The organism is Demequina pilifera, assembly GCF_048814985.1.
Lineage (GTDB): Bacteria > Actinomycetota > Actinomycetes > Actinomycetales > Demequinaceae > Demequina.
In genome coordinates this window covers 213,575-237,769 of the sequence record NZ_JBMDTW010000005.1, presented here as the reverse complement: position 1 = coordinate 237,769, position 24,195 = coordinate 213,575, and the positions used below count along the sequence as shown (strand labels likewise).

Below are 24,195 nucleotides of genomic sequence, written 5' to 3'. Positions count from 1 at the left end.
ACTAGCGTGAAGCCAGCCGTCACCCGAGGAGCCCGCATGAGCCAGCCCGCCACTGCTCGCGGCTCGCTCACCCCCCGCACGGCCTGGGTCGTCTTCGCGGCCGCGGCCTTCATCTACTTCGTGGCCGTGGTGCAGCGCACCGCCTTGGGCGTCGCGGGGGTCGAGGCGCTCGACCGGTTCGAGGTCGAGGCCCTGGGGCTGTCCGCCCTCTCGGTGGTGCAGATCACCGTCTACGCGTCGTTGCAGCTGCCCGCCGGAGCGCTGCTGGACCGGCTGGGGCCCAAGCGCATGCTGCTGGCCGGCTCTCTCATCATGGGGGTCGGACAGCTGCTGCTGGCCTTCACCGACCAACTGGGATGGGCCCTCGTGGCGCGGGTGCTGATCGGAGCGGGCGACGCGCCCGTGTTCATCGCCGCGACCCGCCTGGTGTCCGAGTGGTTCCCGCCCAGGCGCGCGCCCCTGATGGTGCAGGTCACGGGGACTCTCGGCCAGGTGGGCCAGCTCGCGAGCGCGATCCCCGTGGCGTGGCTGCTTCACCAGCAGGGCTGGACCGCCACCTTCGCGACGCTCGCCGCGCTGGGGCTGTTCGCGGCCGCGATGTCGCTCTGGAAAGTGCGCATGCCGCCGGACGACCACGTCTACCGATCCGCGTCCTCCGCACCACGACCCGCGGCCACCGGCGCCTCGGGCGAGGTGTCCCCCGCCGCTCCCCCGCATCGGCCGGCTGCAGGCGCACGCGCCGCCGAGACCAGCGCGCCCATCCGCATGCGCGACGCGATCCGCCCCCCGGGCGTCAAGCTGGGGTTCTGGACGCACTGGACCGGCCTGTTCTCCGCCAACACGGTCGCGCTGCTGTGGGGAGTGCCGTTCTTCGTCCAGGGTCAGGGGCTCACGACGGCGCAGGCGAGCGGTCTGCTGACGTTGCTGGTGGTGACGAACATCGGCGCGGCGCCCATCATCGGCACCCTCACGTCCCGCCATCCGCTGCGCCGGTCGTGGCTGGCCCTCGGCGGTGCGTCCCTCATCGCAGTCGCGTGGGCCGCGATCCTGGTGCCGTCGAGCCCGCGTCCGCTGTGGCAGCTGGCCGCGCTGATCGTCGTGCTGGGCTTCGGCGGGCCGGTCTCGCTCGTCGGCATGGACTACGCGCGCACGTTCGGGATCCGTGGCCGGCTGGGCACCGCGACCGGCTTCGTGAACATCGGGGGCTTCGCGGCGACCGTGGTCTCCGTCGCGCTGATCGGCGCCGCGCTGCAGATCGTCTCGCCCGGCACCTCCGAGTACTCGCTCGACGACTACCGGGTCGCGCTCGCGACCATGGCGGTGCCGTGGGCCATCGGAGTGGTCGGCGTGGTGCACAGTCGCCGCCGCACCCGCGCACAGATGGCCGATGCGGGGGTCACCGTCCCGCCCCTGCGCACCGCCCTGCGCGAGGGCCGCCGGCTCTAGGTTGCGACGCTCGGCACTCACGTTGCCGACATCGTGCGTGGCGACGGCCGTCCGCGGCCGTCGCCACGCACGCGTGCCCGCTCTATGGGTGCGCACGGGCGACGTGCGCCGATGCGCCAGCCCCGGCATCGGGCNCCCCCCCCCCTCCCCCCCCCCCCCCCACGCACGCGTGCCCGCTCTATGGGTGCGCACGGGCGACGTGCGCCGATGCGCCAGCCCCGGCATCGGGCGTAGCGTGGAGTCATGACAACCATTCCCACCCGCACGCTCAACGACGGAAACGAGATCCCCGCGATCGGCTTCGGCACCTACCCGCTCACGGGGGACGAGGGCTACCAGGCCGTCCGGTCCGCTCTCGACAACGGCTACCGGCTGCTCGACAGCGCGGTCAACTACAAGAACGAGGTCGAGGTGGGACGCGCCGCGCGCGACTGGCTCGACGACAACGGCATGGACCGCGACGAGCTCACCATTCAGACCAAGCTGCCCGGGCGCCACCACGACTACCACCTGGCCATCGCCTCGGTCGAGGAGTCGCTCGAGCGGCTCGGACTGCAGCGCATCGACGTGCTGCTGATCCACTGGCCCAATCCGATCACGAACAAGTACCGCGACGCATGGCGCGCGCTCGTCGACCTGCGCGCGAGCGGCGTGGTGCGCACCATCGGCGTGTCCAACTTCACGGCCCAGCACCTCGCGGACATCGTCGAGGCGAGCGGGGAGACGCCGGCGATCAACCAGATCGAGCTGCACCCGTACTTCATCCAGGAGCAGATGCGCGGCGAGCACCAGCAGCGCGGCATCCTGACCCAGTCGTGGAGCCCGCTCGGCAAGTCCCAGGCCCCGTTCGAGGAGCCGGCTGTCGCGCAGGCGGCGGAGGCCCACGACGTCACGCCCGCCCAGGTGATCCTGCGCTGGCAGGTGCAGCTGGGAAGCGTCCCGCTGCCCAAGTCCGCGACGCCCGAGCGCCAGGCAGCCAACCTCGACGTGTTCGACTTCGAGCTCACGGAGGCGGAGATGGCCGCCATCGCGGGCCTGCACCGCGAGGACGGGCGCCTGTTCGGCGGCGACCCGAACACTCACGAGGAGATGTAGCGCACTCAGACGACAGTGGCGCGATGCGACCCCCGATCAAGGAGGAGACATGATGCGATCACTATCCGCGATAGGGATGGCAGCGACGGCCGTGCTGGTGGTCGGGTGCAGTTCTTCGGGAGAGGAGTCACCCACCTCGACTCCCGTCGTCACCCCTGTCGAGACGACCACCGCGACCGCGACACCCACGGCGACCGCAGAGGCCTCGCCTTCGCCGAGCCCCACGCCGGACTCGCACCCTCCGGTCGAGGAGCTCGTCGCGACGCCCGACGGCCTGGGACCGCTCGCCATCGGTGAGCCTGCTGAGGGCAACCCTGGCGAGGAGATGATCCGCTTCGACGAGGGCTACTGCGCCGAGGTGTATGAGGGCCAGGAGGCGACGGAGGGGGACGAGCCCGGTCGATGGGTCGCGGACTACCCTGATGCGACCGGCTTCTACGACACCCCCACCGCGCCCTTCACGCTCGCGGCCGATGACGATCAGGTGTGGCGCATCGACATCTTCGCCGTCGACATCGCCACCGACGAGGGGATCTCGATCGGGTCCACGCTCGAGGAGCTCGAGGATGCGCACCCCGACCTCGTGTCCGGCGACGCCGGCGCGGTCTCGGAGGTGTGGTGGATCGAGGGGGACGAGGGCTACCTCGTGTTCGAGACCCAGGGCGAGGAGTCGGGCCTCCAGCCGGAGGGCACCCCTCCCACCGTCATCCTGATGCGCGTGCTGGACGACGGATCCGACCCGGACTTCGGTGCTGCCAACAGCGACAACGTCGCCGGCGGATGCCTCTAGGTGTACTTGGTCAGCAGGTTGGTGACAGTCGGGTGATGGGTGGCCGGCCTGCGGCGGGGGTCAGCCTGCCGCGCGGGCGTTGAGCGACGCGAAGGACCGCCGTGCCAGGTCCGCGGCATCAGGGCGGCGCAGCAGCCGCGAGTACTGGTGGTACGCCATGACGATGGCCCACACCTCGAAGGCGTAGGCAGCGGTGTCGAGGTCGCGCGCGAAGTGGCGCTCGTCGACGGCGATCGTCGCGGCCCGCTCCACGGCGCCCACCATGCGCTCGATGTGATGGACGGCGCGATCGCGCACCGGTCCTTCGCGGTCGTCGTACGCCAGCGATGCAGCGATGAGCGGACACCCGCCGGGCAGCAGGTCAGTCACCCAGTGCATCCACCGCTCCTGGATCTCCTCGACGCGCGGCAACCCTCGCGGCAGAGCGATCGCGGGCAGCATCACCTCGGCGGCGAACGCGTCCGCCGCAGCATCCAGCACCTGGCACTGCATGTCCTCCTTGGACGTGAAGTGCGCGTACAGGCCGGACTTGCTGAGTCCCGCGCGGTCCGCGAGAGCGCCGATGGTCAGCGATTCGAGGCCCCACTCGCTCGCGATGTCGAGGCCCTGCGCGAGCACGCGTGCCCGCGTATCGTCGCCCTTGCCCATGCGGGGGAGCCTACCGGCGGCCGTACTGCAGATCGCTCTTCAGGTCGCCCGATTCGAACTGCAGGTCCATGTCGTACAGGTCGAGGGTCCACCGCCGCGTCATGCGCTCGACGAGCCGCGAGCCGGGACCCGCGTGGGCGCCAGACCCCGCGTGGTGCGTCCGAATGTGGGCGGTCTTCTCTGTCGGAGCGTGGCGGTGGAGCCGAGCGGGCAGCCTCACGTGCGTGTGCCGCCGGTGCCCCGTGCTGGTCGTGGTCATGATGCGCCTCCTCGCAATGCTTGGCTCATCAATAATAGCACGATCGTTCGTTTGTGTACCGGGGAGCCCACGAGGGGGGTGGCGCGCGACGCCCATGGCGCCGCACCCACGAAACGGATCAACTGAGCGCCGCCACCTCCTCGCCCGTGTGGACCACTCGACCCCACTCAGTCGATCCGTCCGTTCGGCCGCTCCGGCTCCACAGCAGTCGGTCGTTGACATACCTCGTACTGCTATGCATACTGCCGTGAGGGTAGATCCCGGCAGGAGGCAACGACATGGACATCCCCAAGGACCTGGTCGCCGCGAGCGCGGCGCCGCTGGTCTTGAGCATCCTCACGGACGGCGACAGCTACGGCTACGCGATCATCAAGCGCGTCAGCGAGCTGTCCGACGGCGAGCTGGAGTGGACGGACGGACTCCTCTACCCGCTCCTGCACCGGCTCGAGAGGCAGGGGCTCGTCGAGGGCCGGTGGGGCGCCTCCGAGACGGGCCGGCGCCGCAAGTACTACCGGATCACCGAGGACGGAGTCGCCGCGCTCGCCCAGCATCGCACGCAGTGGCGAGCCGTCGCGGCGGCCCTCGAGCAGGCGTGGCAGCGCACGCGCCTTGACCTCGGGCCGGCCGGGGCGCCCGCATGACCCCCGCGGACCCGACCACGCTCGAGGACCAGATCGCACTGTGGCGCTCCCACATGGAGAGACGCACCGCGGTCGATGGCGCCGACGTCGACGAGCTCGAGGATCACCTGCGCGGCCACATCGACGCCCTCACTGCGTCGGGGCTCTCCGCCGACGAGGCCTTCCTGGTCTCCGTGAAGCGGCTCGGTCGCCAAGATGCCATCGCGCACGAGTTCGCGCAGGAGAACTCCAAGCGGCTGTGGAAGCAGCTGGTGCTCGGCAGCGACAGCCCGTCTCGTGCGGCCGATGCGCGGGCCAGCGGGTTCGCGGCAGTGGCCTTCGCGCTGCTCGCCGCAGCAGCGGTGCGCCTTCCGCAGGTCTTCGGCCTCGAGGCGGCCTTCTACGCGCGAAACGTGACGCTGCTGGCGTTCGTGCCGCTCGCGGCGTACCTGCTGTGGCGTCGCCGCGCGTCCCGCGGCATCGTCGTCACGTCCGCAGCGGCTCTGGTCGCGGTGGCCGCGATCGCCAACATCTACCCGCTGGGCGAGACCAGCGACGCCCTGATCGTCACCGCCCTGCACGTGCCGATCCTGACATGGCTGCTCGTGCTGGTCGCCTACTCCGGCGACCGCTGGCGCACCGTCGACGGGCGCATGGACGCCGTCCGGTTCACCGGCGAATGGATCATCTATCTCACCCTGCTCGCTCTCGGCGGCGGCGTGCTGACCGGAGTCGTGGTCGCCGTCTCGGAGGCGGCGGGCGTCGACTCGGACGCGTTCGTGACCACGTGGCTGATCCCGTGCGGCGCCGCGGGCGCCGTGGTCATCGCCGCATGGCTGGTGGAGGCCAAGCAGTCGGTGGTCGAGAACATGGCGCCGGTGCTGGCCAAGGTGTTCACGCCGCTGTTCGCGCTGACCTTCGCACTGCTGCTGGCGGTGGTGGTGGCCACTGGCGACCTGACCGGCCTTGATCGCGACGTGCTGCTGATCTCCGACGTCATCCTGGTGATCGCAGTGGGGCTGGTGCTCTACAACCTGTCCGCGCGCGCCATCGACGCGACGCACGAGCGACGAGCCGGCTGGTTCGACCGCGCTCAGCTGGCGGTGGTGGCCGGCGCCCTCGCACTCGACATCGTGGCGCTGGTCAACATCGTGGGCCGCATCGACGACGGCGGGTGGACCATCAATCGGGTCGTGGTCCTGGGTCTCAACGTCATCCTGCTGGTCAATCTCGCCGTGACGGCATGGCTGCTCGGCCGGCTCATGGCCTCCCACCCGGGCGCCGCGCACGCCATCGAACGCTGGCAGACCGCCCTCATCCCGGTCTACGGGGCGTGGGCCGTGGTGGCGATCCTCGCCCTGCCGCCCTTGCTCGGGGTGGTGTGAGCGAGGACCCTGCCCCCGCATCGGCCGGTTGGCCGTGGCGCCCACGCGCACGGACCGGATGAACTGAGCCCACACGGGCCCCGCACACGGGACGCCCCGCGACAGGACTCAGTTCATCCGGTCGGCCGGTCGGGCGAGCCGGGCACGCCGTCCTGCTCGGCCTCCATCTGGGCCACGAACTCGGCCTTGCTCGACTGCCAGCTGTCCTCGTTCATGCCGGTGCGCCAGTAGCCGGAGATCGACACGCGGTCCTTCGGCACGCCCAGCTCTCGGAAGAGGTGGCGGCGCAGCGGCTTGATCATGTCCGCGTTGCCGTGCACGAACGCCTCGACGTCACCCTCGGGCCAGTCGAAGGACTGCACGGCGTAGGTCAGCGCCTCTCCGTAGGCCATCCCCATGTCCCGGCGGTGGACCCACGTCACCTCGGTGCGGTCGGTCACCGGCAGGGTCTGGCGATCAGCGGCCGATGCGACCTCGAGGAAGACGTGCACGGCGGCCTCGGCGGGCAGCGCCTCGAGAGCGGCGGCGATCGCGGGCATCGCGGCCTCGTCGCCCACGAGCACGTGCGCATCCGCCTCCCGGCGCGGCGCCCACTTGCCCCCGGGCCCCACGAATCGCAGCTCGTCGCCGGGCTGGGCGCGGGCGGCCCACGGACCCGCGAGCCCCTCGTCGCCGTGGATGACGAAGTCGATCGCCATCTCGAGCGCCTGCCGGTCGAACCACCGGATCGTGTACGTGCGCTTGACGTCGCCGAACCTGAGCTTCACGTAGTGGTCCGTGAACGTCAGCGGCGGAATTTCGGCCAGCTCCGGCCCGCCGACGATCACGCGCAGCATCGACGGCGACAGTCGCTCGGTGCGGACCACATGGACGGTGCGCAGCGGCTTCTTGTCTCCCATCCCGTCATCGTAAGCACGCATCTGGCGCCAACGGACCGGGCCAACTGAGCCGTCGCGCCCGCGTCACGCGGCGCGGCCCGCGCGGGCGCTCAGTTGGTCCGCCCGTTCGGCTTCCTAGCGGCCGATGCGCGATCCGGGCACTCGGGCACGTTCAGCGAGGAGCGTGCGGGCCGAGCAGGGCATCGGCCGTGACGCGCCAGTGGTCCAGCAGGTCGAACCCCTCGGGGTCGCGCAGGTAGTGCGCCTGCAGCCCGTCCATCGCGGCGAAGACGCGGCGCGCGCGGTCGGGGGCCTCGTCGCCGAGTCTCTGGGAGAGCCACCGGGCCAGCGCGTCCGCCCGCTCGCGAAAGTACTCGTGACCCGGGTGCGCGGGGTCGAGCGCGTCGGACGCGACCATCGCGAAGAGCTGTGCCGCGCGGGGCCGCGCCACGATGTTGGCGACGATCGCGTCCAGGTGGGCACGCGCATCGGCCGTAGGGGCGAGCGCGGCGGCGAGCGCCGCGGTGTCGCGCTCGTCGCGGCGCCGCACCAACGCGACCAGCAGCGTCGGCACGTCCGGGAAGTAGTGCATCAGACCGGGCGCCGTCATGCCGCACCTGCGGGCCAGCGCGGCGATCGTGAGACCGCGGTGCCCCTCGGCGTCGATGATCGCGAGCGCGGCGTCGAGGATTCGCTCGCGGCGCACCTCGGGAGCGAGCCGTTCGGCCATGACGCCCCCGTCCCCCGCGTGTCCAGTGCTTGTCCCGACGCCCGCCGGGCGCCTACGATGGAGCCTATCTAATCACCTTAGATATACCCGCGCGGCGGCGTCGCCGCAGGAGGAGCATGATGACCGTCTCGACCGACCACACTCCCGGCGTGAGCGAGCAGGCAGCGCGGATCGTCGCGGCGCTCCCCCGCGCGGACAAGCTCAGGCTCGTCTCGGGCGCGGACTTCTGGAACACCGAGGCGGCGGAGGGACACGGCGTCTCGCCCTTCATGCTGACCGACGGTCCGCACGGCCTGCGCAAGCAGAACGGCGCCGGCGACCACGCGGGCCTCCACGACTCTGTGCCCGCGACCTGCTTCCCCACCGCATCGGCGCTCGGTTCCACGTGGGACGTGCCGCTCCTGGAAGAGGTGGGCGCCGCGCTCGGTCGCGAGTCGCGCACCGAGGAGGTGGGGGTGCTGCTCGGCCCGGGCCTGAACATCAAGCGCCACCCCGCGGGAGGCCGCAACTTCGAGTACCTCTCCGAGGACCCGCTGCTCTCCGGGCGCATGGCCGCGGCGCTGGTGCGCGGCATCCAGTCCGAGGGCGTGGGCGCGTGTCTCAAGCACTTCGCCGCCAACAACCAGGAGTCGGACCGCATGCGGATCGACACCATCGTCGACGAGCGCACGCTGCGCGAGATCTACCTCACCGGCTTCGAGATCGCGGTGCGCGAGGCCGAGCCGTGGACCGTGATGTGCGCGTACAACCTCATCAACGGCGAGCACGCGGGCGAGTCCCGCCGGCTCCTCACCGAGGTGCTGCGAGACGAGTGGGGCTTCGACGGACTGGTCATGACCGACTGGATCGCGACCCACGACCGGCCCGCGGGAATCCGCGCCGGCCTCGACCTCGAGATGCCGTCCAGCACCGGGGCCTGGGACGCGCGCACGGTGGCCGCGCTCCGGGCGGGCGACCTCACCGAGGCCGAGCTCGACGTCGCGTGCGGGCGAGTGGTCACCCTCGCCCTCAAGGTCGCCGCCGAGCGCGCCTCGCGCGTGCCGGCCGACCGGGTGGCGATGCACGACGACCACCACGCGCTGGCCCGCCGCGTCGCCGCGGCCGCCGCCACCCTGCTCTCCAACGACGGCACGCTGCCGCTCGCGCCGCGCGGGCGCATCGCGCTCATCGGCGCCTTCGCCGAGAGCCCGCGTCACCAAGGGGGCGGCAGTTCCCTCGTGAACGCCACCCGCATGGATACCGCGCTGGCGACGATGCGCGCGCGGCTGGGCACCGACGGCGAGGTGGTCTACGCACCCGGCTACGACGCCGCGACCGGCGAGGCCACCGACGAGCAGATCGCGAAGGCGCTCGAGGCTGCGGAGGGTGCCGATGCCGTGGTGCTCATGGTGGGCCTGCCCACATCCTTCGAGTCCGAGGGTTACGACCGCACCCACCTGGACCTGCCCGCCTCCCACGAGCGGCTCATCCAGGCCATCACCGCGCAGCACGACCGGGTGGCTGTCGCGCTGTCCCACGGCGCCCCGGTGCACATGCCGTGGGCCGACGCCCCACAGGCCATCGTCACCGGGCACCTGGGCGGCCAGGCCGCGGGTGGCGCGCTCGTCGACGTGCTGTTCGGCGACGCAGAACCCGGCGGCAGGCTCGCCGAGTCCTACCCCGTGCACGTGCGGGACGTGCCGTCCGACCGCAACTTCGCGCACGCGCCCACGCAGGTCCAGTACCGCGAGGGGCTGTATGTGGGCTACCGGTTCCACGACACCTTCGGAGTGCCCGCCCTTTTCCCGTTCGGCCACGGCCTCAGCTACACGACCTACGAGATCGGCGAGGCCAAGGTCACCGGTCGCGGCACCTCGCGCACCGTGACCGTGCCCGTCACCAACACCGGCGACCGCGCGGGCTCGACCGTCGTCCAGGTCTACGTGCACGATCCGGTGTCGAGCGTCCTCCGGCCCGAGCAGGAGCTGAAGGGGTTCGCCAAGGTGCACCTCCGCCCCGGCGAGAGCGCCGATGCCGTGGTCGCGCTGGACGCGCGATCGTTCGCGGTGTACGACGTCGACAGCGCGGCATGGAAGGTCGAGGCTGGAGAGTTCGAGGTGCGGATCGGGCTGTCGTCCACGCGCATCGTCGCCACCAAGTCCGTGCGCCTGACGTCGGGCGACGTGGTCGCACCGTCCCCCGCGCCCGCATCGGCCGTCGCGACGGACGCGGAGTTCGCCGCGATGCTGGGCCGACCCATCCCCGCGCCGCGCCGGCTGTTCCCTTTCCACTACGACTCCACCATCGGCGACCTCAAGACCACGTGGATGGGTCGCCGGTTCGCCGGAGCGCTCGGCGGGGTCATGGCGAAGGCGATGCCCACGGACCAGGACATGCCGGACGAGGTGCGCGAGACCATGACCTCGTTCATCGTCAACATGCCGCTGCGCGCGCTCGCGATGATGTCGGAGGGCCGGCTGTCGTTCGCGTCGCTCGACCGACTGATCCGCATCCTCAACGCCACCGGGCTGTCTGCCCGGCGCGCCGCCCGCAAGTAGAGAGCGCGCCTATGCTCGGCAGATGAGCCCCGCCCGCTGGTCACTTCGCGCCCACATCAATGGCGAGGACCACCGGGTCACGCCCAAGGAGCTGCTGTTCGACGTCGTCTACGTCTTCGCGTTCATCCAGGTCACCGACTGGATCGCGGAGGAGTTCACGTGGCGCGCCACCGCCGAGGGCCTGACGGTACTCGCGATCCTGTGGTGGGTGTGGATCTCGTGGGCCTGGCTCGGCAACGCCATGCGGGCGGACAAGGGCCTGCCGCTCGCGGGATTCATCGTGTCAATGGTCGCGGTGTTCGGCCTCACCGTCACCATCCCGGACCTGTGGGAGGCGGAGGGCGGCGGCCTCGCCCCCATGGCCTTCACCGCGCTCTACGTGCTGATCCGCGTCATCCACTCCGCCGTGTACTACTTCGGGTCCCGCGACGACGACAGGGTCAGACGCCAGGTGCTGCTGTCCACCGCGGCATGGATCCCCGCCGCAGGGCTGCTGGTCGTGGGCGCCATGGCCGAACCCCAGGAGCGTCTGTACTGGTGGGTCGGCACGGTCGCTCTCGACATCGTCGCCACGTGGGTGCTGTCCGTGCGCGGGCCCGGGTGGAAGGTGCACTCGGGTGAGCATTTCGCGGAGCGGTTCGACCTGGTGGTGATCCTGGCGATCGGCGAGTCAGTGCTGGCGGTGGGCATCACCGCCGCGGGAATCGAGCTCAACCCCGAGCTCATGGGCATCGCCTTGCTGGGGGTGCTCATCGCGATCGCCCTGTGGTGGCCGTACTTCAAGGACGTGGGGCCGACCCTCGAGAACGCCCTCAAGGAGGCCGACGACGAGCATCGCAACGACCTGGCCCGCGACGCGTACACCTACCTGCACCTGCCGCTCATCATGGGAATCCTGCTCGTCTCCGCCGGCAACAAGGGCTCCGTGATCGCGATCGACCAGGAGCAGAACTCGGGCGACTCGGCGCTGCTGATGGCCGGGGGCGCGGCGGTCGTGGCGGTCGCGTGCGCGCTGCTGATGCGCCTCGCGGGCGGCACGGCGCGATGGCTCGTGGCCTCGGCCGTATTCTTCGCGACCGCCATGCTGTGGATGCCCATGATCGACCCCACGATCGCGACCCTGGTCACGATCGTGGTGCTCTCCGCCGTGGGCTGGCTGACCCCCGCCACACGCAACCGCGACTCGGTCGCGATCGCCGCGAACGCCGAGAACTAGCCGGTCGCGCACTCCGCCGGCCCGCGCATCGGCCCTCCGGCCGGCGCGTGACGGGAATGGCAGGCGGCCGATGCGCGTAGAACTTGGCATATGGCCGACAACTATCGGGAGGGTTCGCTCTCCCTGCGCGGCGCGGTGGCGATGGGCACCGGCGTCATGGTCGGCGCGGGCATCTTCGCGCTCACCGGGCAGGTCGCGGCCCTCGCCGGTCCTCTGTTCCCGCTCGCGTTCCTGACCGCGGCGGGCGTCGCCGGCCTGGGCGCCTACACGTACGTCAAGATGACGCGCGCGAACCCGTCCGCCGGCGGCATCGCGATGATCCTCACGCAGGCCTACGGCCGCTCCGCCGTGGCGGCGGGATCCGCGATGCTGATGGCGCTGTCCATGATGCTCAACCAGGCGCTGGTCGCGCGCACCTTCGGCTCGTACCTGACCGTTCCCTTCGGCGACACCGCGGGCTGGGTGGTTCCCGTGCTGGCAGTCGCCGTGATCGCCGGCGCCGTGGCGGTGAACCTGGCGCGCAACGAGGCGATCGGTTGGATGCAGACCATCGGCGCCGTCGTGAAGATCGGCGGGATCGGGCTGCTCGCCATCGCAGCCCTGGCCGCGTCGGGCTGGTCCTACGAGGCCGGCTCGGAGGGGCTGACCGCGGGCACCTCGGTCGCCGGCTTCATCGCCGCCACCGGGCTGGGCGTGCTCGCCTACAAGGGCTTCACGACCATCACCAACTCGGGGTCCGAACTGAAGGACCCGTCGCGCAACGTGGGCCGCGCGATCATCATCTCGCTGGTGCTGTGCGCCGTGGTGTACGTGATCGTGGCCATCGGCGCGGGGTCCTCGCTGAGCGTGGACCAGATCGTCGAGGCCCAGGACTACTCTCTCGCCGAGGCCGCGCGCCCCGCGCTCGGCCAGTGGGGCGTGTGGGCCACCGTCGTGGTCGCCGTGGTCGCATGCGTCACCGGGATCATCTCCTCGATGTTCGCGGTGTCGCGGATGCTGACCATGGTCACCGACATGCGGATGATCCCCCACCGTCACTTCGGGATGCCCGGCGACGTCCGCCACCACATGCTGGTCTACCTGGGGGTCGTCGCGGCTGTGCTCGCGGTCGCGCTGGACATGGGCCAGATCGCCGCCGTGGGCATCATCTTCTACCTCGTGATGGACATGGTCATCCACTGGGGGGTGCTGCGCCGGCTGCGCCGCGACGTGGGCGCGAAGGCGGCGGTGCTCGTGAGCGCACTCATCGCGGACGCCATCGTGCTCACCGCCTTCGCCGTGGTGCGGGGGCAGGAGGCGCCGTGGGTGATCGCAGGCGCCTTCGCGGGCGTGGGAGTGATCTACGCCCTCGAGGCCTGGTACCTGAGGACGCACCCCGACGAGGACGACGATTCGGGCGGAGACGGCGCCGATGCGGGGGCACAGGGGGACGCCTCGTCCCCCGGCCAGCCCGGGCCGGGCTAGCATCTGCGCATGACAAGGGCCGTGCGCGCGTGGCGGGCGCTCACGCCGATGGCGATCATGGCGGCGATCACCGCCAACCTCATCACCGACATCCGCGGTGGCGACTTCGTGTTCGTCGACTACTTCGGCTACTTCACCAACCAGACCAACCTCATCGCGGCGGCCGTGCTGATCGTCGCCCTGCGCTACACCGCGCGCGACCGGCCGGTGTGGCTCGAGCTGGCCCGCGCATCGGCCGTCGTGTACCTGGCGATCGTGGTCAGCGTCTACTGGTTCCTGCTGTGGCCCACCATCGACGACGTCGCAAACCCGTGGGCCAACGCGATCATTCACGGGGTGAGCGGCGCGGTGGTGCTCGTCGACTGGCTGCTCGAGGGACCCAGGCGGCCCCTCTCGTGGCGGTGGGCGTGGGCCCCCGCGCTGTATCCGCTGGCGTGGCTCGCGGTCGTCATGGTGCGAGGAGCGACCGACGGGTGGGTGCCGTACCCGTTTCTCGACCCGGGAGACGGCTACGGGCCGGTGGTCGTGGTGCTCGTGGGAATGATCGCCGCTGGGGTGGCTGCGGCGGCGGTGCTGTTCCAGGCGACGCGCTGGAGGCCGACCGCGCCACCTGCAACCGCGGCATGACAGGAAGGCCGCTACGGTAGTCGCGAAGGGAGAGCGCCTTGTCGAGTCCCCCGGCGCGAACACGATGAGCACACCCGCCGCAGTTCAGCATGAGCCCATGACCAGAAAGACCCTCGCCACGTGGGTCTTCTGGCCGTCCGCCGTCATCATCCTTGGCTTCGCCCTCTTCGCGATCGTCGCGCCCGGGGCCGCAGAGAGCGCCTTCGCCACCATTCAAGGCGAGATCATCGGCTCCTTCGGCTGGTACTACGTGCTGATCGCGGCGTTCTTCGTCGCGTTCGCGCTGTTCATCGGCTTCAGCCGATACGGGGGCATCGTCCTCGGCAAGGACGGCGACAAACCCCAGTTCTCGATGTTCTCGTGGTTCGCGCTGCTGTTCGCGGCCGGCATGGGAATCGGACTGGTGTTCTTCGGCGTGGCCGAGCCGCTGGGACACTTCGCGTCGCCGCGGCCCGGCGTGACCGGTGCACCCGAGACCATCGCCCAGTCCGCGATGTCCCAGACGTTCCTGCACTGGGGCGTCCACGCGTGGTCGATCTACATCGTGGTCGGCATCGCGATCGCCTACGCCGTCCACCGCAAGGGACGCCCGGTGTCGATCCGGTACGCACTCGAGCCCCTGCTCGGCAAGCGGATTCACGGCGCGTGGGGCAACGTCATCGACGTCACCGCCGTCGTGGGCACGCTGTTCGGCGTCGCCACGTCGCTCGGCCTCGGCGTCCAGCAGATCTCCGCGGGACTTGGGTCGACGGGAATCGCGGAGCCGAGCACCACCACGCAGATCGTGCTGATCGTCATCATCACCATCATCACCATCTTCTCGCTGGTGACGGGGCTTGAGCGCGGCATGAAGTGGCTGTCGAACATCAACCTCGCCCTCGCGGGCGTGCTGCTGGTCTACGTCCTCACGTCGGGCCCCACCGTGTTCCTGCTGCGCGAGTTCGTCCAGTCCATCGGCTCGTACATCCAGACGTTCATCGGGCTGAGCTTCAACGTGTCCGCCTTCCAAGGCGACGCCGGCGCCACCTGGCAGGCGGACTGGACCACCTTCTACTGGGGCTGGTGGATCTCGTGGGCACCGTTCGTCGGCGTGTTCATCGCGCGCGTGTCGAAGGGGCGCACGGTGCGCGAGTTCGTGTGGGGCGTGCTGCTGGTGCCCGCGTTCGTGACCTTCCTCTGGTTCTCCGTGCTGGGTGGCTCGGCGCTGTACGAACAGCTGTACGGCGAAGGGCGGTTCATCGCCGAGGACGGCTCGATCGACTCCACGGGCTCGCTGTTCCAGCTCCTCGACGGGCTGCCCGGCGGCGGCATCGCCGCGTTCGGCGCGATCATCCTGATCGCGGTGTTCTTCATCACCAGTTCCGACTCCGGATCCTTGGTGCTGTCGATGCTCACCTCGGGCGGCAACGACAGCCCCAAGCGATGGCTGCGGGTGTTCTGGGCCACCACCACGGCGATCGTCGCGATCGCGCTGCTGGTCGCGGGAGGGCTCAACGCGCTCCAGACCGCGGCAATCATCACGGCCCTGCCGTTCTCGTTCGTCATGGTGGCCATGTGCGCGGCGACGCTCAAGGCCTTCCGTCGCGAGCATCGGACGTATCTGAGCGCCAACCGCGCGGAGTTCGTGGAGCACATCACGGAGCGGATCGGCGAGTCCTACGGGCTCGAGCAGAGCGCCGGTTCCATCGATCCCGAGGGCGCGCGCACGCATGCACCGCACCTTCCTCACTGGCCCGGTCGCAAGCGGTCCCGGCGGGAAGCCGCCACCGAGGCCGACGGGAAGCGCGAGTCGACCACCGGGGCGGACACCGGCCGCGGCTACGTGGTCGGCTCCGCTCCCGACGAGGAGACGGACGCACCCGAGCAGCAGGGCCCGGACTACGAGCGCCACCAGGCGGACCACATCGTGCAGCCCCTGCCCAAGGACGACGAGGAGCGCTAGGGCCGGCGACTACTCGGGGAGGACCTCGAACCGCACGGCATCGCCGGGACGGGCCTGCGCGGCCGCGGCCAGTCCCGACGCGTCGACCACCCCGATCACCGGGTAGCCGCCGGTGGTCGGGTGGTCGGCCAGGAACACCAGGGGCTCTCCCGACGGCGGCACCTGGACCGCGCCCAGCACCATGCCCTCGCTGCCGATCTCCCCTTCGATCGCGCGCTCGAGGGGCGGGCCCGTGAGGCGCAGCCCCACCCGGTTCGAGTCGCCCGTGGCGGTGTACGTCGCGGTCGTCAGCACCGTGAGCGCCCGCGGAGTGAACCACTCGTCCCGGGGCCCCAGCCGCAGTCGCAGCACCGTGACATCAGTGGCGGGGGCGGCATCAGTGGCGGGGGCGGCCCGGCCATCGTCCTGCTCGGCCTCGCCCCGCCGGCCACGGTCCCGCCACTTCGTGAACTCCGGCTCGGCGGCAGGCGCGCCGGCCCCGACGGGCACCAGGTCTCCCGTGGCGAGCGGGGCCGGGCCCAGACCTGAGAGCGTGTCCGTCGACCGGCTGCCGAGCACGGGATCGACCGCGATCCCGCCGCGGACCGCCACATAGCTCCGCATGCCCTGCGTGGGCGCGCCCACCTCGAGGGTCTGGCCCCTGCCCAGCCGCACCGGGGAACCGAACGGCGCCGTGACCGATCCCCCGAGCACCGGGCCCACGGCCACCGGGCACGCCGCGCCCGTGACCGCCACCACCAGGGGGCCGGTCGCCCGCAGCACGCAGCCCGTCGCCGTGGTCTCGAGAACCGCCGCGGCCGGGCCGTTGCCGACCAGCCGGTTCGCGAGCGCCGCGGCCGGGCCGTCGAGGGCGCCCGAGCGCGGCACCCCGAGGTGAGCGAACCCCGGCCGACCCTGGTCTTGGACGGTGGTGAGCGCACCCGCGTCCACCACCTCGAGCCCCGCGGTCATGTCGTCTCGCCTTCGTGCTCCAGGATCCGGACCCGGGTGCCGGGGGTCAACAGCGCGGGCGGTTCGCGGCTCTCGTCCCACAGCGCGACGCCCACCGCGGTTCCCAGCAGCTGCCAGCCGCCGGGAGAGCTGCGCGGGTACAGGCCCGCGTACTGGCCCGCGAGACCGAACGACCCCGCCGGCACGCGTGTGCGAGGCGACGAGCGTCGCGGCACCTCACGGCCGTCGGGAAGTCCCGTCATGTAGCCGAACCCGGGCGCGAACCCGCAGAACGCCACCTGGAACTCGCAGCCGACGACGGTCGCGATGGCATCGGCCACGGTCATGTCCCACATGCCCGCCACCGATTCGAGGTCGGGCCCGTCGAACACCACGGGCACGTCCACGCGCGGCGCGTTCCGGGACTGCGGCGCTGACAGCGTCCACGAGGACAACTCCCGCGCGAGGCCCTCAACGTCGTCGGATCCGAGCGCAGCCGCAGCCCGCCCCCGCCCGTCGCCGAGCGCGATGCCGTCGAGCAGCAGGCTGTGCGCCGCGGGGACGATGTCGCGCACGCGCCGGTCGCGTGCGGCCGGGCCGCTCCACCGCTCGCGCGCCGCCGCGTCGAGAGCGGTCACCCAGGCCGGGTCGCTGAACTCGATGACAAGGCCGTCCGCCCCCGCGCGCCGGATCCGGGAGATGACCTCCCCTGCCGTGACCGGCTCACTCGTCGCCACTGCGATCCACCCGCGCTACCGGCCGCCAGCGAAGGACCGCACCTGGACGCCGGCCTCCGTGAGGGCTGCCCGCACCCTCGCCGCGAGCGCCGCCGCACCGGGGGTGTCACCGTGCACACACAGCGAACGCGCCGTCACCGTGAGCGAGGAGCCGTCGTGAGCATCGATGGGTACGCGTGCGGCGATGGCGATCGCGCGGGCCACCACGTCGCCCGGGTCCTTGATGACGGCGCGATGCTCCGCCCGCGGCACCAGCGTGCCCGCGGGCGTATAGGAGCGGTCGGCGAAGGCCTCCGTCACCGTGGGGAGCCCCGCCGCGCCGGCCACGTCGAGCAGTCGCGAGCCCGGCAGCCCGAGCACGGTGAGGTCCCGACCCATCGCCTCGCACGCGATGAGCACGCCGTCGATCACCGCCGCCGCCTGCGCGGCATCGTGCACCACGCGGTTGTAGAGGGCGCCGTGCGGCTTGACATAGGACACCCCAGGGCCGGCCGCCGCGGCGAACACCTCGAGCGCACCCACCTGGTACGCCACCTCCGCCGCCAGCTCATCCGCGGGCACGTCCATCGCCCTGCGGCCAAAGCCCGCGAGGTCCCGGTACGAGACCTGGGCGCCGATCGCGACCCCCCGCTGCGCCGCGCGCAGGCACACGCGCCGCATGGTCGCCGGGTCTCCACCGTGGAAGCCGCAGGCGACGTTGGCGCTGGTGACGGACTCGAGCAGGGCGTCGTCGTCGGTCAGCGCCCAACGCCCGAACCCCTCGCCCAGGTCCGCGTTCAGGTCGATGACTGTTGCGTCGCTCACGCCCTCAACGTAGCGCGCACAGCCGCGTCGCACCACGCACCCCAGGCGCTGTCAGCGCGCCAGGCGACCCCCGCATCGGCCGGGCTCAGGTGCGCAGCAGCACGCACACCTGCACGCCGCCTTCGAGGCCCTGCGGGCCCTCGGACGGAGAGTCGGGGTAGTACTCGAACCAGCAGTCCCACACGTCGGGCCGCGTGCCGTCACCGAGGGCGACCGCGTAGTCGAGCCCCTGCGCGTCGCCCCACGACATCAGCTCCTGGGTGAGGCCGCCGATCCAGGAGTACGGTCCGCGCTGCTCGGCGACGGCGTACATCCCGGCGTCCAGCCGCCCCACGAGATAGGGATCGCGCACCCGCGGGACATTGGCGACCGCGTGCGCGACCTCCACCGTGAACGGCGCCTCGACCGTCACGGACCGATAGCGGATCGCCCCCGCGCCGATGGTCTCGGCGCCGCGCTGCTCCAGGTAGACGTCCAGCTCGCCGAAGGCCTCGCCCACCCGCGCCGCGAGATCCTCCATCGTGGTGCGCACCGGCAGTGCGATGTAGTCGACGGCCTCGCGGCGCTCGACCCGGAACTCGGCCATCACGCCATGCTATCCCCGCATCAGCCTAAGGACCAGGGGTTTTGCTCGTTGTCTAGCTCGAGCGGTACTCCGGGTTCGGGTGCCCAAAGTGCTCGCCGGCGCTCCACGCCTCCACCGAGTTGCCGCCCTCGGGGAAGCCGCCCGAGGCCTTCAGCCACGCGGCCGTGTGCATGAGGTTCCACGCCATGAAGGTGATGTTCTTCTGCGTGAACTCGGTCTCGGGCCCGCCGCTGCCCTCGTCCAGATAGGACGGCCCCGGACCGACAGCGCCCATCCATGCCGCATCGGCATTGGGCGGGATCGCGTAGCCGAGGTGCTGCAGCGAGTAGATGAGGTTCATCGAGATGTGCTTGGCGCCGTCCTCGTTCCCCGTGACGATCACCCCGCCGGTGCGCCCGTAGAACAGGGACTGGCCGCGGTCGTTGGTCTCGCCCGAGAGCCCGTACAGGCGCTCGATCAGGCGCGTCGCCACCGACGACTTCTCGCCCAGCCAGATGGGGGTGCCGATCACCAGGATGTCGGCCGCGAGGATCCGCTCGGAGAGCTCAGGCCACTCATCGGCGGCCTGGTTGCCGCCCGGGACGTCCTCGCGCATGTCGGGATTGACCCCGGGGGCGACATCGAAGTCGACCAGGCGGATCTGATCGACCTCCACTCCGTGGCCCTCCATGATGGCGATCGCATCCTCCATCAGGCCCTGAGTGTGGCTCAGTGCCGGGCTGGGCTTGAGGGTGCAGTTGACGAAGACGGCCTTGAGGCCGCTGAAATCCGTGGTCGTGTCTGACATGGGTGACACCTCCTGCAAGGTGACACACCGGCTGACGCCCTTCTATTCCGCCTCAGGCGTCGACCACGGTGGCGCGGTCGCGCCGCGCGACCTCCCACGCGTTCTTCTCGCGGGTGGCGAGCATGACGAACACGCCCCACAGACCCAGGTCGTCGATGAACCCCACGGGGCCGAAGAACAGCTCGGGGATGACGTCGACGGGGCTGATCGTGTACAGCACCACGCCGATGGCCGTCAGCCACGTCATCGGGGAGAGCCTGTGCTCGCCGCGACGCACGGCCTTGAAGAACCTCCACCACATGGGCGCACCTCCTGTGCTCCTACGGTAACTCTGAGTCGCCGTGCACGGCGGCCGGAACAACTGAGCCCGGCGCGGGACCGTGCACGGGCGGCACCGCGACGGCGCTCAGTCGGGCCGGTCCGTCGGCATGCCTCAAGCCGGCCGATGCGCGGGGCGAGCGGGCGAGCGCTCGCCCGCCCCGGCATCGGCCGGGTTCGAATGAGCGGTCAGACGACCTCGCGCAGCAGACCCGAGTGGACGTCGAACACGAAGCCACGCACCTGGGACGTGTCCACGAGGAACGGGTTGTTGCGCAGCCGCGCGATCGACTGGCGCAGGTCCGCGTCGAGGTCCTTGAAGGACTCAGGCGACCACGTGGGCTTGAGGCCGGTCTCGTCGAGGAGCTCGTTGCGCAGCTCGTCGTCGGTGAACGTCAGCGCGCCGCAGTCGGTGTGGTGGATGAGGATGATCTCGCGGGTGCCGAGCTTGCGCTGAGAGATGACCAGCGAGCGGATCATGTCGTCGGTGATCACGCCGCCAGCGTTCCTCATCACGTGCGCGTCACCCACTTCCAGGCCCAGCATCGCGAACGTGTCGAGGCGCGAGTCCATGCATGCCACGACGGCGAGCTTGCGCCGCGGGGGCAGCGGGCGGTCGGGCAGGTACGACTCCGCGTAGCTCTCGTTGTTCGCGATCAGTTCGTCGGCGATGCTCATGATGTCTCCTCCGAGGTGGACGGTCACCGCATATTCTGCCCGATCCGCGACCGTGCACCGGTGCGGCGGCGTCCCACGTGCGTGCCACGATGGGCGCATGTCACGCATCTTCATCACCGGATCCTCCCAAGGCATCGGCGCCGAGTGCGCCCGCCAGCTCATCGCCCTGGGCCACGAGGTCGTGCTGCACGGCCGCGACGAGTCCAGGACCGCAGCCGCGCTCGCCGCCAACCCCGGAGCTGCCGCCGCCGTCACCGGCGACCTCGCGAGCGTCGACCAGACGACCGCGCTCGCCGCCGCGGCGAATGAGCAGGGGCCCTACGACGTGGTGATCCACAACGCCGGGCTCGGCGGCGACGCGCCCGAGCGTGAGGTGACCGCGGACGGCATCGAGCGCATCTTCCAGGTCAACGTGGTCGCGCCCTATCTGCTCACGGCCCTCATGCCCGTCCCGCGGCGCGCGATCTACCTCACGTCCGGGCTCGAGGCGGACGGCCGCTGGAATCCGTACGACGTCCAGGGCTCCACGCGAGACTGGAACGGCATGCAGGCCTACTCCGACTCCAAGATGCACCTGTCGATGCTCGCCATGGAGATCGCGGCCCGGCACCCGGAATCCGCGGTGAACGTGGTCGACCCGGGATGGATCCGCACCAACATGGGCGGCCCCGAGGCATGGGACCCGGTGGAGCTCGGCGCCGAGACCCAGGTCTGGCTCGCCACCTCCGACGAGCCGGCGGCCACCGCGTCAGGCCGGTACCTCAAGCGGCGCGAGGAGCTCGAGCCGAACCCCACGGTGCGAGACACCGATGCGCGGGCCGCCCTGGTCTACGAGCTCATCAAGCTGACGGGCGTGCCGCTGGCTTAACGGCCCCCGCACTCGCCCGGGACGCGCATCGGCCCCCCACCTGTCAGCAGGTGGGGGGCCGATGCGGTCGTTCGGGGCGTCGCCGGACTAGCGGGCGCCTGCGCGGCGCTTGTTCCACACGTCGAAGGCGACCGCGAGCAGCAGCACGAGGCCCTTGACGACGTTCTGGATCGACTGCTCGTAGCCGAGCAGCTGCATGCCGTTGGTCATGATCGCCATGATCAGACCACCGACGATCGCGCCCGTCACGCGCCCCACACCACCGGTGACGGCGGCGCCACCGATGAACGAGGCGGCGATGGCGTCGAGCTCGAACATCTCGCCGGCGCCCGGCTGGGCGCCGTTGCTGCGGGCCGAGTAGACCACGCCGGCCACCGCGGCGAGCGCGCCCATGTTGACCATGATGCCGAAGTTGACCCACTTGACCTTGACCCCCGACAGGGTCGCGGCGGTGAGGTTGCCGCCGATCGCGTACACGTGGCGACCGAACACGGTGCGGGTGGTCACGATCGTGTAGATGATCACCAGCACCGCGAGCAGGATCAGCACGTTCGGCAGTCCGCGGTAGTTGGCCAGCTGCCACGCGAACCACATCACGACGGCCGCGACCGCGACGAGCTTGAGAATGAACAGCGGGGACGCGGACACAGTCTGCTTGTAGGCGATCGCCGCGCGGCGCTTGCGGATCTCAGCGACCACGTAGCCCACGACGGCCACACCGAAGATCACGAGCGTGAAGAGGTCGTAGCCCGCGCCGCCGAACAGCCCGTTCTGGAAGCCGGTCGCGATTGTCGAGTACTCCGACGGCACCGGGGACAGCGACGTGTTCTCGAGCACCCGGAACGTCAGTCCGCGGAAGAGCAGCATGCCGGCCAGCGTCGTGATGAACGCCGGGATGCCCACGAAGGCCACCCAGAATCCCTGCCACGCGCCTGCCAACAGTCCCACGCCGAGGGCGACGAGCACGCCGACCCACCAGGGTTGTCCTCCCCGGATCATGACGACGGCGGCCACCGCGCCCGTGAGCGCCACCAGGGAGCCCACCGACAGGTCGATGTGCCCGCCGATGATGACGATCACCATGCCGATCGCCAGGATCAGGATGTACGAGTACTGCAGAACGATGTTCGTCAGGTTGTTCGGGCTGATCAGGGTGCCATCGGTGAGCACCGCGAACAGCGCGATGATCGCCACGAAGGCGACGTAGATTCCACTCTGGCGGAGGTTGCGCGTGAGCAGCTCACGCACGTTGGCAATCCCGGTCATCAGTGCTTCTCCTCAGCGCTGGCACCCGCGGGGGCCTCGGCGTCTCGTTCCTGGGTCATGAGCGTCATCAGGCCCTCGGGGGTCGCATCCTTGACGTCTGTGACGCCCGTGATGCGGCCGAAGGCCAGGGTGAAGATGCGATCGCACGTGCCGAGCAGTTCGGGAAGCTCGGACGAGATCACGATCACGCCCTTGCCCTCGGCTGCCAGCTTGTTGACGATCGTGTAGATCTCGTACTTCGCGCCGACGTCGATGCCGCGCGTGGGCTCGTCGAGGATGATCACGTCAGCATCGGTGTACATCCACTTGCTGAGGACCACCTTCTGCTGGTTGCCGCCCGACAGGTTGCCCGTCCGCTGCATCACCGACGGGGTTTTGATGTTCATGGACTCGCGATAGTGCTCCGCGATCCGCAGCTCCTCGTTGCCATTGACGAAGCCACGCTTGGTCAGCTTGAACAGCCCGGCGCCCGAGATGTTGCGGCGGATGTCCTCGATGAGGTTGAGGCCATACTTCTTGCGGTCCTCGGTCGCGTAGGCGATGCCGTTGCGGATCGCCTCCGACACGGTACGCGTGTGGATGACTTCGCCATGCTTGTACACCGTGCCCGTGGCATTGCGGCCGTAGGTGCGGCCGAAGATGCTCATGGCGAGCTCGGTGCGGCCGGCGCCCATCAGGCCCGCGATGCCCACCACTTCGCCTGCCCGGACGTTGAAGCTCGCGCCGTCGACGACCACTCGACCCGGCTGGGTCGGGTGTTCCACGGTCCAGTCCTCGACACGGAGCAACTCGTCGCCGATGGTGTGGTCGATCCGCTCCGGATACCGGTGCTCGAGGTCGCGGCCGACCATGCCGCGGATGATGCGGTCCTGGGTCGAGTCCTCCTCGGACATGTCCAGCGTCTCGATGGTCTCGCCGTCACGGATGATGGTGGTGCGGTCCGCGATCGACTCGATCTCGCCCAGCTTGTGGGAGATCATGATCGAGGTGATGCCGCGGCCCTGGAGCTTGCGCAGCAGGTCCAGCAGGTGCGCCGAGTCCGAGTCATTGAGCGCCGCAGTGGGCTCGTCGAGGATCAGCAGACGCACGTCCTTGGACAGCGCCTTGGCGATCTCGATGAGCTGCTGCTTGCCGACTCCCAGCTGCGACACGGGGGTCACCGGGTTTTCGTGGAGCCCCACCTCCTCCATGAGGCTCAGCGCCTCGTGGTTCGCCTGGTTCCAGTCGATGAGGCCGGTCTTGCCGCGGCGTTCGTTGCCGAGAAAGATGTTCTCCGCGACCGTGAGGTGCGGGACGAGCGCGAGCTCCTGGTGGATGATCACCACGCCCGCGTCCTCGGACTCGTTGATGCTGTGGAAGCGAGCCTCTTTGCCCTCGTAGTGGATCTCGCCCTCGTACGTGCCGTACGGGTACACACCCGACAGCACCTTCATCAGCGTGGACTTGCCGGCGCCGTTCTCGCCGCAGATGGCGTGAATCTCGCCCTCGCGGACGTGGAGCTCCACGTCCGAGAGCGCTTTCACGCCGGGGAAGGTCTTGGTGATGCTGTGCATCTCCAGAATGTTGCGAGCCATCGGGTCCTCT

The 24,195-nt window shown here is 70.5% G+C and carries 24 protein-coding genes; 11 read left to right on the top strand and 13 right to left on the bottom strand.

All coding sequences use genetic code 11. The features are described 5' to 3' along the window. Nucleotides 1-36 precede the first annotated feature (36 nt). The 3 genes from ACNI14_RS11025 to ACNI14_RS11015 all read left to right on the top strand — a co-directional run bounded on the left by ACNI14_RS11025 (nt 37) and on the right by ACNI14_RS11015 (nt 3,331). On the top strand, nt 37-1,446 hold the full coding sequence (locus tag ACNI14_RS11025) for an MFS transporter (RefSeq protein ID WP_420520081.1): 1,410 nt from the start codon (nt 37-39) through the stop codon (nt 1,444-1,446). Nucleotides 1,447-1,689: 243 nt separating this feature from the next. Further along, nucleotides 1,690-2,541 carry an aldo/keto reductase gene (locus ACNI14_RS11020; protein WP_420520080.1) on the top strand — a complete coding sequence of 284 codons (852 nt, stop codon included), beginning with the start codon at nt 1,690-1,692 and terminating at the stop codon, nt 2,539-2,541. A 49-nt stretch (nt 2,542-2,590) separates the two neighbouring features. Beyond that, nucleotides 2,591-3,331: a hypothetical protein gene (locus tag ACNI14_RS11015; protein WP_420520079.1), complete on the top strand. Its 741-nt coding sequence runs from the start codon at nt 2,591-2,593 to the stop codon at nt 3,329-3,331. Nucleotides 3,332-3,391: 60 nt separating this feature from the next. On the opposite strand, the gene ACNI14_RS11010 is transcribed toward ACNI14_RS11015, so the two are convergent. Together ACNI14_RS11010 and ACNI14_RS11005 are read right to left on the bottom strand one after the other, a co-directional pair. Next, nucleotides 3,392-3,979 (bottom strand): TetR/AcrR family transcriptional regulator, encoded by a 588-nt coding sequence (locus tag ACNI14_RS11010; protein WP_420520078.1) that lies wholly within the window; start codon nt 3,977-3,979, stop codon nt 3,392-3,394. A gap of 10 nt (nt 3,980-3,989) precedes the next feature. Beyond that, nucleotides 3,990-4,238, bottom strand: a complete 249-nt coding sequence (locus ACNI14_RS11005) for a hypothetical protein (protein ID WP_420520077.1) — start codon at nt 4,236-4,238, stop codon at nt 3,990-3,992. 278 nt (nt 4,239-4,516) lie between these two features. On the opposite strand from ACNI14_RS11005, the gene ACNI14_RS11000 reads away from it, so the two are divergent. Both ACNI14_RS11000 and ACNI14_RS10995 read left to right on the top strand, forming a co-directional pair. Then, nucleotides 4,517-4,879: a PadR family transcriptional regulator gene (locus ACNI14_RS11000; RefSeq protein WP_420520076.1), complete on the top strand. Its 363-nt coding sequence runs from the start codon at nt 4,517-4,519 to the stop codon at nt 4,877-4,879. After that, nucleotides 4,876-6,243, top strand: a complete 1,368-nt coding sequence (locus ACNI14_RS10995; protein WP_420520075.1) for a permease prefix domain 1-containing protein — start codon at nt 4,876-4,878, stop codon at nt 6,241-6,243. The genes ACNI14_RS11000 and ACNI14_RS10995 overlap by 4 nt, the downstream gene beginning before the upstream one ends. A gap of 113 nt (nt 6,244-6,356) precedes the next feature. On the opposite strand, the gene ACNI14_RS10990 is transcribed toward ACNI14_RS10995, so the two are convergent. Together ACNI14_RS10990 and ACNI14_RS10985 are read right to left on the bottom strand one after the other, a co-directional pair. Continuing rightward, complete coding sequence (locus ACNI14_RS10990) at nt 6,357-7,142, bottom strand: siderophore-interacting protein (protein ID WP_420520074.1); 786 nt, start codon at nt 7,140-7,142, stop codon at nt 6,357-6,359. Between the two features lie 151 nt (nt 7,143-7,293). After that, entirely contained in the window at nt 7,294-7,851 is a 558-nt protein-coding gene (locus ACNI14_RS10985; protein WP_420520073.1) for a TetR/AcrR family transcriptional regulator, read from the bottom strand. A 119-nt stretch (nt 7,852-7,970) separates the two neighbouring features. On the opposite strand from ACNI14_RS10985, the gene ACNI14_RS10980 reads away from it, so the two are divergent. The 5 genes from ACNI14_RS10980 to ACNI14_RS10960 all read left to right on the top strand — a co-directional run bounded on the left by ACNI14_RS10980 (nt 7,971) and on the right by ACNI14_RS10960 (nt 15,637). Then, entirely contained in the window at nt 7,971-10,388 is a 2,418-nt protein-coding gene (locus ACNI14_RS10980; RefSeq protein ID WP_420520072.1) for a glycoside hydrolase family 3 C-terminal domain-containing protein, read from the top strand. Nucleotides 10,389-10,410: 22 nt separating this feature from the next. Continuing rightward, the gene (locus tag ACNI14_RS10975) at nt 10,411-11,604 is read left to right on the top strand and encodes a low temperature requirement protein A (RefSeq protein WP_420520071.1); all 1,194 of its coding nucleotides are present in this window, start codon (nt 10,411-10,413) and stop codon (nt 11,602-11,604) included. A 90-nt stretch (nt 11,605-11,694) separates the two neighbouring features. Next, a complete protein-coding gene (locus tag ACNI14_RS10970) occupies nt 11,695-13,068 on the top strand; it encodes an APC family permease (protein WP_420520070.1) in 1,374 nt (457 codons plus the stop codon). 9 nt (nt 13,069-13,077) lie between these two features. Further along, entirely contained in the window at nt 13,078-13,695 is a 618-nt protein-coding gene (locus tag ACNI14_RS10965) for a Pr6Pr family membrane protein (protein ID WP_420520069.1), read from the top strand. 97 nt (nt 13,696-13,792) lie between these two features. Further along, entirely contained in the window at nt 13,793-15,637 is a 1,845-nt protein-coding gene (locus ACNI14_RS10960; protein WP_420520068.1) for a BCCT family transporter, read from the top strand. A gap of 9 nt (nt 15,638-15,646) precedes the next feature. Here the strand turns inward: ACNI14_RS10960 and ACNI14_RS10955 are convergent, their stop codons facing one another. The 7 genes from ACNI14_RS10955 to ACNI14_RS10925 all read right to left on the bottom strand — a co-directional run bounded on the left by ACNI14_RS10955 (nt 15,647) and on the right by ACNI14_RS10925 (nt 20,477). Beyond that, a complete protein-coding gene (locus ACNI14_RS10955; RefSeq protein ID WP_420520067.1) occupies nt 15,647-16,588 on the bottom strand; it encodes a 5-oxoprolinase subunit C family protein in 942 nt (313 codons plus the stop codon). Continuing rightward, nucleotides 16,585-17,304 carry a 5-oxoprolinase subunit B family protein gene (locus tag ACNI14_RS10950; RefSeq protein ID WP_420520066.1) on the bottom strand — a complete coding sequence of 240 codons (720 nt, stop codon included), beginning with the start codon at nt 17,302-17,304 and terminating at the stop codon, nt 16,585-16,587. The genes ACNI14_RS10955 and ACNI14_RS10950 overlap by 4 nt, the downstream gene beginning before the upstream one ends. 15 nt (nt 17,305-17,319) lie before the next feature. Next, on the bottom strand, nt 17,320-18,108 hold the full coding sequence (locus ACNI14_RS10945) for a LamB/YcsF family protein (RefSeq protein ID WP_420520064.1): 789 nt from the start codon (nt 18,106-18,108) through the stop codon (nt 17,320-17,322). Between the two features lie 85 nt (nt 18,109-18,193). After that, on the bottom strand, nt 18,194-18,694 hold the full coding sequence (locus ACNI14_RS10940; protein WP_420520063.1) for a GyrI-like domain-containing protein: 501 nt from the start codon (nt 18,692-18,694) through the stop codon (nt 18,194-18,196). A gap of 52 nt (nt 18,695-18,746) precedes the next feature. After that, a complete protein-coding gene (locus ACNI14_RS10935; protein ID WP_420520062.1) occupies nt 18,747-19,481 on the bottom strand; it encodes a flavodoxin family protein in 735 nt (244 codons plus the stop codon). 52 nt (nt 19,482-19,533) lie between these two features. After that, nucleotides 19,534-19,782 carry a YkvA family protein gene (locus ACNI14_RS10930; RefSeq protein ID WP_420520061.1) on the bottom strand — a complete coding sequence of 83 codons (249 nt, stop codon included), beginning with the start codon at nt 19,780-19,782 and terminating at the stop codon, nt 19,534-19,536. A gap of 206 nt (nt 19,783-19,988) precedes the next feature. Beyond that, entirely contained in the window at nt 19,989-20,477 is a 489-nt protein-coding gene (locus ACNI14_RS10925) for a beta-class carbonic anhydrase (RefSeq protein WP_420520059.1), read from the bottom strand. 97 nt (nt 20,478-20,574) lie between these two features. On the opposite strand from ACNI14_RS10925, the gene ACNI14_RS10920 reads away from it, so the two are divergent. After that, a complete protein-coding gene (locus ACNI14_RS10920) occupies nt 20,575-21,345 on the top strand; it encodes an SDR family NAD(P)-dependent oxidoreductase (protein ID WP_420520058.1) in 771 nt (256 codons plus the stop codon). 87 nt (nt 21,346-21,432) lie between these two features. On the opposite strand, the gene mmsB is transcribed toward ACNI14_RS10920, so the two are convergent. Both mmsB and mmsA read right to left on the bottom strand, forming a co-directional pair. Then, the gene (gene mmsB, locus ACNI14_RS10915) at nt 21,433-22,611 is read right to left on the bottom strand and encodes a multiple monosaccharide ABC transporter permease (RefSeq protein ID WP_420520057.1); all 1,179 of its coding nucleotides are present in this window, start codon (nt 22,609-22,611) and stop codon (nt 21,433-21,435) included. Then, a complete protein-coding gene (mmsA, locus tag ACNI14_RS10910) occupies nt 22,611-24,185 on the bottom strand; it encodes a multiple monosaccharide ABC transporter ATP-binding protein (RefSeq protein WP_420520056.1) in 1,575 nt (524 codons plus the stop codon). The genes mmsB and mmsA overlap by 1 nt, the downstream gene beginning before the upstream one ends. Between the last annotated feature and the right edge of the window lie 10 nt (nt 24,186-24,195).